Origin of the sequence: Devosia sp. (assembly GCF_041917035.1) — a bacterium.
Lineage (GTDB): Bacteria > Pseudomonadota > Alphaproteobacteria > Rhizobiales > Devosiaceae > Devosia_A.
The window spans coordinates 1-12977 of the sequence record NZ_JAYRYM010000101.1 but is presented as its reverse complement, the minus strand read 5'-3'; the positions used below and the strand labels follow the sequence as shown (position 1 = coordinate 12977).

Sequence of the window (12977 nt, the reverse complement as noted above, 5' to 3'; positions counted from 1 at the left end):
CCGATGGCGGCTATGCCATCGCCTGGATGCACGCGGCCGAGGCCAACAACTGGGTCTCCTCGGTCCGCGTCTTCGATGCCGCCGGCACGCCGCGGAGCAATGACATCCTGCTCGAGGAGGGCGGGGCGAACCCGCCCTACCCCGCCATTGCCGGCCTCGCCGATGGCGGATTCGTCGTGGCCTGGTACGCCCTCGGACACCCCGAGGACGATGGCGGCTACGGCGTCTACGGCCAGCGGTACGATGCGGCCGGGGTCCCGGTAGGCAGCGAGTTCGCCGTGGCCAACTCCGCCGCCTTTTATGAGACCAATCCGAGCGTCGTCGGGCTCGCCGACGGCGGCTTTGCGGTGGCGTGGTTCCAGGAACTGAGTGCCGGCGGCTTCCCGACCGACAACGGCGTCTGGCTCAGCACTTTTGACGCGGCCGGCGACCTGGTGACGACGGTGCATGTCGCCAACCAGGAAGCGCCCTCGATCGCCACGCTGGCCGACGGCGCCATCGTCGTCGCCTATGGGGAAGGCGACGTGGCCGCCAGCGTGTTCGAGACCGATGGCACCCCGCGCGGGGCTCCCGTCAGCCTCTCCGGCGGGATCGGCCTCAATATCTTCCCCTCGACGGCAGGGCTCGCCGGCGGCGGCTTCGTCACCACCTGGGCCCACTATACCGGCGGGGCCTCGAACTACGACGTCTGGGCCCGCGTGGTCGACGCCAGCGGCAATGCCGGCCCGACCCTCGAGGTCGCGACCTCGATGGACCTGTCGAGCCAGCACGGCGCGCAGGTGACGGCCCTCGCCGACGGCAGCTTCGTCATCGCCTGGACCTCGCTCGGCGAGGACGGCTCGGGGCTCGGCGTCTATGGCCGCCACTACGACGCCGGCGGCGCGCCGATCGGCCCCCAGCAGCTGATCCCCGGCCAGACCCTGGGTAACCAGCAGATCGGCTACGACATGGGCGAGATCGACCATGGCATCGTGCAACTGGCCGATGGCCGCCTGCTCGTCACCTGGATGGACGGCAGCAAGGACGATGGCGGGCTCGTCGCCCGCATCTTTGCCGCATCCACGGCGGGCAGCGGCCCCGGCGCCGGCGACGAGGACACGGCCATCGCCCTGCCCCTGATCACCGCTGCCGCGGCCGATACCGATGGTTCGGAGAGCCTGGTATTGCGTCTCTCCGGATTCCCGGCCGGCACCAGCTTCTCGCTCGGCGCCCTCGACGTCGGTAGCGGCGACTGGGTGATCGACGATCCCGCCGACATCGCCGCCCTCGCCAGCACGCCGCTCCTCGCGACGCCGCCGGCCAATTTCAACGGCAATTTCGAGCTGACCGTGACCGCCGTCTCAACCGACAGCGCCATGCTGTCGTCCGGCGGCGCCACCGACACGGCGAGCACCAGCGCGAGCTTCACCGTCATCGTCCATCCGGTCGATGACCAGCCGAGCATCACTTCGGACGGCGGCGGCGACACGGCGGCGCTGTCGCGGGCGGAGAACGGCACGCTCGTCACGACCGTGGCAGCGGCCGACCCGGATGGCGGCGGCGGCATGTTCACCTACGCGATCGGCGGCGGGGCGGATGCCGCGCTGTTTGCGATCGATGCCGGGACCGGGGTGCTGAGCTTCATTGCCGCTCCCGACTACGAGATGCCGGCCGACGCGGATGGCAACAATGTCTATGAAGTCGTCGTCAGCGCCAGCGACGGCGCCCTCACCGACACGCAGACGATCAGCGTCACGGTGACCGACGTGGGCGGCGTGACCATCAACGGCACCAATGCGGCCGACCTGATCGATGCCACGCACAGCCCGGCCGGACAGCCGCTGCCGACCGACGAGGCCGACACCATCAACGGCAATGGCGGCAACGACACCCTGTGGGGCCTCGCCGGCGACGACACGATCAGTGGCGGCGCCGGCAGCGACACCATGCGCGGCGGCACCGGCAACGACACCTATGTGGTCGACGCAGCCGGCGACGTGGTGATCGAGAACCCTGGCGAGGGCATCGACACCGTGCTCGCCTCGGTCAGCCTGACGCTGGCGGCGGAGGTGGAGAACCTGACGCTCACCGGCGCCGGCAACATTAGCGGCACGGGCAACGGCCTCGACAACATCCTGACGGGCAATGGCGGCAACAACACGCTCAATGGCGGGCTCGGCGCCGACCAGATGGCCGGCGGGCTCGGCAACGACATCTATGTCGTCGACAATGCCGGCGACGAGGCCATCGAAGCCGCCAACGAAGGCACCGACACGGTGCAGGCCGCGATCACCTACGCCATCGGCGACAATATCGAGAACCTGACGCTGACCGGCAGCGCCAGCATCGACGGCACCGGCAATGCGGCCAACAACACCATCACCGGCAATGCCGGCGGCAACACGCTCGATGGCGGCGGCGGCACCGATACGCTGATCGGCGGGCTGGGCAACGATACCTACATCGTCGACGACAGCGCCGACGTGGTCACCGAGGCGGCCAATGCCGGCATCGACACGGTGCAGTTCACCGGCAGCGGCAGCTACACGCTGAGCAACAACGTCGAGAACCTCGTGCTCGGCGCCGATGCCGGCGGCGGCACGGGCAATACGCTGGCCAACACCATCACCGGCAACGCGTCGGACAACCAGCTGAGCGGCGGCACCGGTGCCGACACGATGATCGGGGGCGAAGGCAACGACACCTACGTCGTCGACAATGCCGGCGACACGATCGTCGAACTCGCCGACGGCGGGCATGACGTCGCCATCGCCAGCGTCAGCTACACGCTCGGTGCCGAGGTCGAGGACCTGATCCTCGGCGGCAGCGGATCCATCGGCGGCACCGGCAACGACCTCGACAACGTGCTCACCGGCAACACCGGCGCCAATACCCTCAATGGCGGGCTGGGCGCCGACACGATGATCGGCGGCGTCGGCAACGACACCTATGTCGTCGACAATGCCGGCGACGTGGTCGACGAGGAGGCGGCGGGTGGCACCGGCACGGACACGGTACAGGCGTCGATCTCCTTCGACCTGGGCAGCGCCGCGGTGCTCGGCGACGTCGAACGCCTGACCCTGACCGGCAGCGCCAGCATCGATGGCCGGGGCAACAGCCTCAACAACGTCATCACCGGCAATTCCGGAAACAACATACTCGATGGCGATGCCGGGACCGACACGCTCATCGGCGGGCTGGGGGACGATACCTATGTCACCGATGGCGGCGACACCCTCACCGAGGCGGTCGACGCGGGCATCGACACGGTGATCTCGTCGGTCAACCTGACGCTGGGCGCCAATCTCGAGAACCTGATCCTCGTCGGGGCGGCGCTCACCGGCACCGGCAACGCGCTGAACAACGCCATCACCGGCAACGACCTCGCCAACATCCTGTCGGGCGGGCTCGGAGACGATACGCTGGCGGGCGGGCTCGGCGACGACGTCTATGTCGTCGACAGCGTCGGCGACACCATCCTCGAGGCGGCCGACGCGGGCATCGACCTGGTGCAGGCCTCTGTCAGCCATGCCCTCGCGGCCAATGTCGAGAACCTGACGCTGACCGGCAGCGGCGCCAACGGCGGTATCGGCAACGACCTCGCCAACGTCATCACCGGCAACGCCGCTGCCAACACGATCAGCGGCGCCGGCGGCAACGACACGCTGATCGGCGGCGCTGGCGCGGACAGCATGGCGGGCGGCACCGGCGACGACTTCTACGTCGTCGACAACATCGGCGACACGGCGGTGGAAGCGGCCGACGAGGGGACCGACTTGGTGCAGTCCTCGGTGAGCTTCACGCTCGGCGACCATGTCGAGAACCTGACGCTGACCGGAACCGCCGCGCTCAACGCCACCGGCAATGCCGGGGCCAACACCCTGACCGGCAATAGCGGCAACAATGTCCTCAACGGCGGTGCAGGGACCGACCTGATGATCGGCGGCGCCGGCAACGACACCTATATCGTGGACAACGCCGCGGACGTGGTCGACGAACTGGGCAATGGCGGCGCCGGCACCGACACGGTGCAGGCCTCGATCTCCTTCAGCCTCGCCGACGCAGCGCACGTGCTGGGCGAGGTCGAACGGCTGACGCTGACCGGAACCGCCAATCTCAATGGTACCGGCAACGCCGCCAACAACGTCATCACCGGCAATTCGGGGAGCAACATCCTCGACGGCGGCGCCGGGGTGGATACCCTGATCGGCGGGCTCGGCAACGACACCTACGTCGTCGACAGCGTCTCCGATATCGTCACCGAGGCGGCCAATGCCGGCACCGACACCGTGCAGTTCGCCGGCGCGGCGGGGGCCTTCGTCCTCGGTGCCAATGTCGAGAACCTGACGCTCGTCGGCAATGCCGCGATCGACGGCACCGGCAACACGCTGGCCAACGTGCTGGTCGGCAACGGAGCCGGCAACACGCTCGGCGGCGGCGGCGGCAACGACACGCTCGACGGCGGCATGGGAGCCGACATCCTCATCGGGGGCGCCGGCAACGACACCTATGTCGTCGATGATGCCGCCGACCGCGTCGACGAGGCGACCGGCGGCTCCGGCACGGACACCGTCCGGTCCTCGGTGTCGTTCAGCCTGCTCGCCGACGGCGTGCATGTGCTGGGGGGCGTGGAATCCCTCGTCCTCACCGGTACGGCGGCGATCTCGGGTACCGGCAATGCGCTCGACAACACGCTGATCGGCAACCAGTCCGCCAACCACCTGTTCGGTGGGGCGGGCGACGACACCCTGATCGGCGGCGGCGGCAACGACCGGCTGATCGCAGGGCTCGGCCACGACATGCTGTTCGGCGGCGCCGGGGCGGATGCGTTCGACTTCAACGTCGCCGATTTCGGCGGCGCCGGCGGGGTGGTGGCCAATCACTCCGACAGCATCTTCGACTACAGCGGGTCCGGCGGCGAGGGCGATGTCCTCGATCTCGCCGGCCTGCTCGACGACGCCTACGGCCTCGTCGGCGGCGACACAGCCCAGTTGCTCAGGGCCGTGTTCAGCGGCTCCGACGTGATCGTCGAGATCAACGAGAACGCCGTGCTGAACGGCTCGGCGGTCAATACCGACTGGTCCGCGGCGTTCACCCTGCACGACGTCGCCGACCCCAATACGATCGAGGTCGTCTTCGCCGGACAGACCTGGCACCTCGACGCCGGCACGGGCCTGTTCGGCCTCTAGACTGCCCTCTCCCCCGGCCGTCCCGACGGGCGGCCGGGGGAGAAGTGGCACTCGTTCACTTCGAACTGACGCCGTGCTCACGCCGGCCTCGCGCGACGGGGCGAAGCTCCCTCCGTTCAATCGAGCGGAGGTTGCGATGCGGCGGGCATCCGAGAGTGGGACGGCAACGGGCGGAGCCGGAAGGCTGGGCGGACCGGGCGGCCCCGGCGACCTGCACCAGCTCCTCGCCTCGTTCTGCCCCGACTGGCGCGGCGCGAGCCTGGCGGTCGAGATCAACGGCCTCGGCCTGCTCTATGCCAATGCCTACGCCCACGACCTGCTGCAGCATGGCCGGCCGGCCCGCCTCAGCGGCGGGCGCCTGCTCATCGGCCCGGACCACGCCATGCGGCGGCTGCAAGTGCTGATCGGCGCGTTGCGCGAGGGCAGCACGCGGACCGGCACGCTGGTGGTCAACGACGAGGATTCCGGCACGACCTTCGTGCTGCGTATCGCGCTGCCGCTCTCGCCGCACATTTCGGACGTTGCCATCATCGACATCACCGGCGCCCTGGTCGAGCCCCAGCCGGCTCTGATGGGCGCCATCGCCGAGGCGTTCCACCTCACCGTCGCCGAATCCAGCGTGCTCGGGCACCTCGCGGCCGGCCTGTCGCTGCGCGAGATCGCGACCATGCGGGGGGTCCGGCTAGAGACGGTGCGCCAGCAGTGCAAGGTCCTGCTCGGCAAGATGCGCTGCCGGCGGCAGGCGGACCTGGTCCGCGTCGTCGCCGGCCTGTCGCATCGCGAGCCGGCGCCGGTGGCCTGCTGATCATGCTCAAGCGCCCCGACCCTGCCCCCGCCGTCGACCGGTCGACGCCGCAGCTGGCCGGCACCACGACGATCGCCGCACTGGCCTTCGGCGTGCTCAGCGCCGCCTCCAACCTGCTGCTGCTCGCCGGCCCGCTGTTCATGCTGCAGGTCTACGACCGCGTGCTGCCCAGCCGCTCGATTCCGACGCTCGTCGCCCTTACCGCGCTGGTCGCCGGGCTCTACGGGTTCTACGCCATGGTCGAGTGGGTGCGGGCCCGCATCGCCAACCGCGTCGGTGCGTTCGTCGAAGAGACGCTCTCTCCCTGGCTTCTCGGCGCGATCGCCCGCAGCTCCGGACGGGGTCGGACCGATCCCGTGCGCGACCTCGACTCCGTCCGGAGCTTCCTGTCCGGCCCTGGCCCGGCCGCCCTGTTCGACCTGCCCTGGGTGCCGCTCTATCTCGGCCTCATCACCCTGCTGCACCCGATGCTCGGGTTGGTGACCGCCATCGGCGCGGCGATCCTCGTGCTGCTGCTGGTGCTCAACGAGTTCACCACCCGCGGCCCGACCCGGCTTACCGCCCAGGCGCAGGCGGGACGGCAGCGCCTCGCCGAGGACATCCGTGCCGGCGGCGAGGTGGTACGCGCCATGGCGATGGAATCGCAGCTGCAGCACCGCTGGGGCGCCGCCTGCGCCGCCGTGGCCGACGCCGCGACCCGCGGCGCGGATCGCGCCGCACTCCACACCGCGCTGACCCGCTCGTTCCGCTACCTGCTGCAGTCGGCGGTGCTGGCGACGGGCGCCTGGCTGGTGCTGATCGGGCAGTCCTCGGCCGGCCTGATCATCGGCGCCTCGATCCTTTCCTCGCGCGCCGTGACCCCCGTCGAGCAGGCGATCGGGCAGTGGCGGGCCTTCGTCGGCGCGCGCCAGGCCTGGCCGAGACTGCGGGAGTACCTGGCCGACCCCGACGGGGCGCCACGGCTCCAGTTGCCGCCGCCGCTGCAGCGGCTGGCGGTCGAGGGACTGACGGTGCTGGCCCCGCAAAGCGGGCGGCCACTCGTCAAGAACGTGCGGTTTGCGCTGCGCGCCGGCGACGGGCTGGGCATTGTCGGCCTTTCGGGCTCGGGCAAATCCAGCCTGGCGCGGGCCCTGGTCGGGGTCTGGCCGCATGCCGGCGAGGTGCGGCTGGACGGCCAGGACCTGCGGCACTACGACCGCCGCACCATCGGAGCCGCGATCGGCTACCTGCCGCAGGAAGTCGGGCTGTTCGCCGGCACGGTTGCCGAGAACATCGCCCGCTTCCGGCCCGGCGCCGATGCGACCCAGGTGATCTCGGCGGCGAAGGCGGCCGGCATTCACGACCTGATCGCCACCCTGCCCGACGGCTACCAGACCCAGGTCGGCGAAGGCGGAGTGGCGCTGTCGGCCGGGCAGCGACAACGCATCGGCCTCGCCCGGGCGCTGTTCGGCGACCCCTTCCTGATCGTGCTGGACGAGCCCAACGCCAATCTCGACAGCGAGGGCGATGCCGCCCTGACCGCGGCGCTGATCGGCGCGCGGGCCCGCGGCGCCATCGTCGTGGTCATCGCGCACCGACACAGTGCCATCGCCGCGGTCGACCAGCTGCTGCTGCTCAACGGCGGGCGGCAGGCGGCCTTCGGCCCCAAGCTCGAGGTGCTCAAGGCAGTGGCCACCCACAGATCATCCACGGCGCGGGAGACGGCAGATGCCTGAGCAACGGTCACGCCACCAGCGCAGCATCCGCACGCACGCGCTAGCCGGCCTGCTGAGCGTCGCCGCCGCCGCCGGGGGCCTCGCCTTGTGGAGCATGGGCACCCAGATCGCCGGCGCCGTCGTCGCCAGCGGCTCGGTCGCCGTGGACGGCGGCCCGAAACGGGTGCAGCATCCCGAGGGTGGCGTGGTCGCCGCGATCCTCGTGCGCGACGAGGACGTGGTGGCGGCCGGCGACGCGCTCGTCCGCCTCGACGGAACCTCGGTCCAGGCGAGCTTCGACCTGCTGCTGGCCCAGCAGCGCGATGCCCACGCGCGCGAACTGCGCCTCGCCGCAGAAGCCGCCGCCCTACCCCGCATGGGCGTGCCTGGCCCACTGCCTGAGGGCGTCGCGGGAGTAGAGTTCGATCGCCTGCTGACGCTGCAGCGGGACCTGTTCGACGCGCACGCGGCCTCAATGCGCGGCCAGCGCGAACGGATCGCCGAGCAGATCGCGCAGCTCGAGCGCAAGACCGAGGGCCTCGCGGCGGAACTCCTGGCCGACGAGGCGCAGCAGGCGCTGGTTGCCGCGGAAATTGCCGACCAGCAGCACTTGCTGGGCGAGAAGCTAGTCAGCACCGGCCGGATCAACGACCTGAGGCGCGTCGAGGCACAGCTGCGCGGCGAGGCGGGCCGCATTGCCGCGCAGATCGCCGAGACCCGGGCGACGGTGGCGGAACGCCGCGCCATGCTGGTGCAGCTCGAGGACGACCAGCGCGTCCAGGCCATCCGAGACCTGCAGGAGGTGCGGGCCGAGCTGGCCCAGCTGGCGCAGCAGCGCATCGGCCTTGCCGATCGATTGGAGAGGCTGGTGATCCGCGCGCCGCAGAGCGGCACCGTGCACGCCTCGACGGTGGTCACCGTCGGCGGCGTCGTCGGCGCGGGCGAGACGCTGATGATGGTGGTGCCGGCGCTCGACGCGGCGGTGCTCGACCTGCGCATCAGCCCGCTCGATATCGACAAGGTGCACCCGGCGCAGGAGGTGATCGTGCGCTTTACCGGCATCGAGGCCCGCGATACGCCCGACCTCGCCGCCACCATCAAGTCGGTGGCCCCCGACCTCACGACCGATGCGCGCAGCGGCGCCCAGTACTATCTGGCCCGCGTCGTGCTCGACCCCGCCGAGCTCGACCGGCTGCCGGGCGGCGATCACCTGCTGCCCGGCATGCCAGCCGAGGCCTTCATCCGGACGGGCGACCGCACCGTGCTCGCCTACCTCGTGAAGCCGCTGACGGATCAGTTCGCCCGCGTCTTCCGCGAAGACTAACCCACTGAAATCCATGAACAAGATGCCCCGTGAAAGTCGCTCGACGGCACTTTCACGCTGCTTTCACGCCCGCCCGGCCAGCCTCACCCTCGACGCAGTGGCAACAGCGGTGGACGCGATGACGGCTCGACGGGGTGACGACGACGGCAGCGGGGGCAAGCTGAAGATCCATCTCCTGGGACCCTTCCAGATCATCGGTTCGGACGGGCGCGACCTGACGCCTCGACGGCAGAAGGCCAATGCGCTGCTGGCGCTGGTGGCGGTCGCCGATCGCGGGCAGCGGGCCCGCTCCTGGCTGTGCTCGCGGCTATGGAGCGATCGCTCGCAGGAGCAAGCGCTGGGCAGCATGCGCCAGTCGCTCACCGACCTGCGGCGGGCGCTCGGCGCCGACTGGCGCCGCTACCTCCACATCGATGCGTTCACCGTCGCCATCGACCCGTCCACCGTCTGGGTCGACGCGCTGGCGCTGCGCGAGCGCGGCGCCAGCGGACACGAGGTCGAGTGCGGCGAGTTTCTTGAAGGCATGGATGTCGGCGACGACGAGTTCGAGGACTGGCTGCTGCTCGAGCGCCGCTACTGGCAGGACCTGTGCGAGGCGCGGCGGCAGACGCCCCACCCGCTGCCGCGACTGCCGGCGACCATCGAGGCGGCCCCGTCGGGCGGCGCCTTCACCCTCAGCATGGGGCGTCACCGCATCGAGATCCGCATCCTCGAGGAGGCCGGCGACGGCGAGATTGCCGCCGCCTGAAGTCACTTCACGGGGAGAGTGGTCAGCTCGACGCCGATCACCGCCTCCATGACGGCCTTGCGGCGGGGGAGGAACGCATTGATGAGGGCATCGGAGATCACGTACTGGCCATCGACCACGCCCTCGACAGATATATGCGTGAACTTCAGCGAACCCGGCCACGTCGGCAGGTCGTCGAAGCCCAATACGTTCACGTCATCGACATTGGAGAAGCGGTGGCAGCCCATGCAACTCAGCAGTGTAACCCGATTGACCAGATGTCTGACCGAGACGTGCTTTGCCGCTTCGAGCAATTGCATCACCCTACCGACGGTTGTCGTCTTTGGGTCCCGAAAGTAGGGATCGAAATAGACCTTCGTGGTGCTCTGCTGGTTGGCATAGGTTTGCGGCGGGGCAACAAAGGCCAGCTCGGCAAATCTCCGGCCGGAAAGCGTTCCCGACTGTCCCAGCAATGCCTTCGCGATTGCCGTCACATAAACGCTGGAGTCATCGAAAGTACTGAAATCCGGGCTGTTGGCGACAGGTACAGTCACCAGCCGGAGTAGACCGCTGGGCGCCCCCTGGAGAAACCGGTACTCGCGCAGGGTCCACAGCGGGCCGATGGTATTGGCGTTGACCCTGATCTGCCCGGGTCGACTCTTGTGTGTCTTCGAGAACGTCATGTTGCCCGCGGCGACGACCGGGCCGACGGCGAAGCAGACGCCGCTACAGTCAGTCGCCTCGGTCATTTCGCCCGCGGCCGAAAGCGTGCCGCCCTCGAAATAGAACCGATCGAGGGCCCGCGCGATGTCCGCATCCGCACTCATTTGTGACAGGCGCGCCCAGTATCTCTGTATGGCGACGCAGCGTTCCGGCTCGCCTCCGTCGGAAAGGCTCCACTCGAAAATGATGTAGAGCTCCCTGGCGTACTCGAAGTTGGCCGCCTCCAGCCAACCCGGATCGGCGGCCGCGATCAGGCGATACTCACCGCAATCGCCGTCCAGTTGCAGATCATTGCGGTTGACCGCAGCGATAACCCTGAAGTGCGGCGCCAAATCCTCGCCGAAGGGGTCTTCAAGGGAAGCCAGCCTATAGAGATATGAGCTGCACGTGACCGGAAAATCGTTGAATACCGATTTCGCCGGACCCGCGCCAGGGCACTCTTTGCTGCCCGTATCCTGGTCACTCTCGCCGTAACCCAGGTTCGCCCAGAACTGGCGAAAGAAACCCACAGCGTCCGTCCCGGTGTCGTCGGCGAGCTTGCTCATGATCCGCTTGAAGGTCAGCCCGACGAGGCGGGCATCCTTGCGCACGAACAGCGATCGGTCAGGATCGAGCGCCAGGCTTCGGTCGGCCATGGTCTGATACCGGGCAAAACCAGCGCGGATGTCTTCCGTGGATCGCTGGCCGAGGCCGCGCAGTTCCGGGTGCGGAGCGACGTAGCCATCCAGTGACGCGTCCTCCGAGTACCCGACCGAGAACACCGACATTGCCGCAAGGATCAGTGTTGCGACGAAAACCCTGCTGCTCAGATTCATCGCGACACCCCGATGCTCGCTGGCCGATCCAGCGCTCGCCCGCCGCGACCCGCCAGTGCTTCACGCGTCGCTGACGATTGTCTCACGGCATTTATTGTTCAATACTTGAGTATCCTGACAGATCGTTGGGAACGATCACACACAGTCAAGATGGAGGCAAGATTGAAGAGGGATTTTCCGCCGGCCGAGTTCGGACCTAGTGGCAACGAGTTTGCCAAGGTTTCACCGGCAGACTACATTGCTGTCGGCCAAGTGATCATCGAGTGGGCAACTGGCACCCGGGCGTGGCCGACGTCACTGCAGGAGTTCAACGACGCGGTCGGTGCCCACTACACCCTGCCTCCTGGCGTCAAGGCGATCCAGGTGATCCAGGGCAACGACGAAGTGTTCGTGCTGCGGCTTCCGGCCAAGAATCAGGTCGAGGAAAGCAATGAACTTGCAGCGAAGGGGGAGTACGACCTGCCGCCGATCATCGATATTCTGGCATCGAACCCGAAACTGACCGAGCAGGACAAGTTTCACGCCCGGGTTGCCGACTACACCATGCGGCAGTGCCGCTGATCAGGCGCGTTCGAGATCGAGCAGGCCGGCGCCGAGAACACCCTGCTCCAGCCGATCCCGGTCCGCCTGCCGGCGGATCGGGAAGCAGTCGATGAACCAGTTGTGCACGCTCTCGGGGCGCGCCGGCTCCGGCCCGTGCCAGTTGGCGGCGACCTGTCGGTAGAACAGGTCGATCGCGGTCCGTGCCGCCCCGCCATCGCCGAGCGCCTGCAGCGCCGCCGCCTTCCAGGCAGGCACGAAGAAGGCGCTGCCCTCGGCCTGATCGGCGGCATGCACTGCGGCGCGATAATCCTCCTCGAGAAAGCGGATGCACATCTGGTAGCTCCAGTGCATCGGCGCCCCGCCCAGCGCGACATCGATGGCGCGATCGGCCAGCCGCCGCGCCCGCAGCTTGTCGTCGCAGTAGGAGAGCCCCTGCGCGCACGACGTGAGCGTCCAGGGATCGTTCTCGTTGAGCTGGAGCGCCAGTTCGTAGCTGAACATCGCCTGCTCGTAGTTCTCCACCATGATGTGCGACCAGGCGAGGCAGAGATGCGTGCGGGAATCCCTGGGATCGAGCCGGACGGCGGTCTTGGCCAGCGCCAGCGCCTCGACTTCGGCGGCGCGGTCGCGGCGAACGCCGGGGAAGACATGGTGCCGCGTCGTCAGGATCTGCGCGACCCCGACATAGGCCGGCGCGAAGCCGGGCGCATCGGCGATCAGCGAGCGGAAGATGCCCTCCGCCCGGCGCTCCGCGTCGGGCTGCCACAGGGCGATCAGGCTGTTGCCGCGCAGCCAGCGGTCATGGATGTCGAGGGTCTGGTCTTCGAGGCCGGCCGTGCGCGATACACGCTCTGCCGACAGGTGCACCTGCAGCGACGAGGCGATGCGCCGGATGACGTCGCGCTTGGCCGACACCCAGCGCTCGGGCTGCATCGACACCTGCTGGCTCCACAGATAGGTGCCATCGCCATAGCGCCGCAGGATCACCGAGACATAGAGTTCCCCGGCCTCCTGTGAGGCGAGCCCGGAAATCTCGTAGGTCTTGAGCCCAGCCGGATCGCCGGCCTCGAGCGATCGGCCCGCCTCGCGCACCGACCAGTCGCGGAAGCGGGTGAGGGCCCCGATCAGTTCGTGCCGCAGCCCGTTGACGCGCCGCTGCTGCTCCCCGGTCAGTTCCT

At 68.8% G+C, this 12977-nt stretch carries 7 protein-coding genes and 1 pseudogene; 6 read left to right on the top strand and 2 right to left on the bottom strand.

The genetic code is table 11. The annotated features are described in order from the left end of the window. The 5 genes from ACE3TU_RS11860 to ACE3TU_RS11840 all read left to right on the top strand — a co-directional run. Nucleotides 1-5168, top strand: a 5168-nt coding sequence (locus ACE3TU_RS11860; RefSeq protein ID WP_374624409.1) for a beta strand repeat-containing protein, incomplete at its 5' end; no start/stop codon positions are given. Nucleotides 5169-5304: 136 nt separating this feature from the next. Then, on the top strand, nt 5305-5973 hold the full coding sequence (locus ACE3TU_RS11855) for a helix-turn-helix transcriptional regulator (RefSeq protein ID WP_374624408.1): 669 nt from the start codon (nt 5305-5307) through the stop codon (nt 5971-5973). A 2-nt stretch (nt 5974-5975) separates the two neighbouring features. Next, nucleotides 5976-7688 carry a type I secretion system permease/ATPase gene (locus ACE3TU_RS11850; RefSeq protein ID WP_374624406.1) on the top strand — a complete coding sequence of 571 codons (1713 nt, stop codon included), beginning with the start codon at nt 5976-5978 and terminating at the stop codon, nt 7686-7688. Further along, nucleotides 7681-8991, top strand: coding sequence for an HlyD family type I secretion periplasmic adaptor subunit (locus ACE3TU_RS11845; RefSeq protein ID WP_374624404.1), 1311 nt, complete (start codon nt 7681-7683; stop codon nt 8989-8991). Before ACE3TU_RS11850 ends, ACE3TU_RS11845 begins: the two co-directional genes overlap by 8 nt. 118 nt (nt 8992-9109) lie before the next feature. Continuing rightward, nucleotides 9110-9739, top strand: coding sequence for a hypothetical protein (locus ACE3TU_RS11840; protein WP_374624402.1), 630 nt, complete (start codon nt 9110-9112; stop codon nt 9737-9739). Nucleotides 9740-9741: 2 nt separating this feature from the next. Here ACE3TU_RS11840 and ACE3TU_RS11835 read toward each other — a convergent pair whose 3' ends face one another. Continuing rightward, nucleotides 9742-11256, bottom strand: coding sequence for a hypothetical protein (locus ACE3TU_RS11835; protein ID WP_374624400.1), 1515 nt, complete (start codon nt 11254-11256; stop codon nt 9742-9744). Between the two features lie 162 nt (nt 11257-11418). Here ACE3TU_RS11835 and ACE3TU_RS11830 point away from each other — a divergent pair, with 162 nt between their 5' ends. After that, the gene (locus ACE3TU_RS11830; protein WP_374624398.1) at nt 11419-11817 is read left to right on the top strand and encodes a hypothetical protein; all 399 of its coding nucleotides are present in this window, start codon (nt 11419-11421) and stop codon (nt 11815-11817) included. Here ACE3TU_RS11830 and ACE3TU_RS11825 read toward each other — a convergent pair. Next, a pseudogene (locus ACE3TU_RS11825) lies at nt 11818-12977 on the bottom strand (trifolitoxin synthesis, TfuA); the annotation flags it as partial.

Bases quoted from the DNA above. Each gene is read 5' to 3' on its own strand.
- ACE3TU_RS11855 (WP_374624408.1), top strand. From the start codon at position 5,305: ATGCGGCGGGCATCCGAGAGTGGGACGGCAACGGGCGGAGCCGGAAGG.
- ACE3TU_RS11850 (WP_374624406.1), top strand. From the start codon at position 5,976: ATGCTCAAGCGCCCCGACCCTGCCCCCGCCGTCGACCGGTCGACGCCG.
- ACE3TU_RS11845 (WP_374624404.1), top strand. From the start codon at position 7,681: ATGCCTGAGCAACGGTCACGCCACCAGCGCAGCATCCGCACGCACGCG.
- ACE3TU_RS11840 (WP_374624402.1), top strand. From the start codon at position 9,110: ATGACGGCTCGACGGGGTGACGACGACGGCAGCGGGGGCAAGCTGAAG.
- ACE3TU_RS11835 (WP_374624400.1), bottom strand. From the start codon at position 11,256: ATGAATCTGAGCAGCAGGGTTTTCGTCGCAACACTGATCCTTGCGGCA.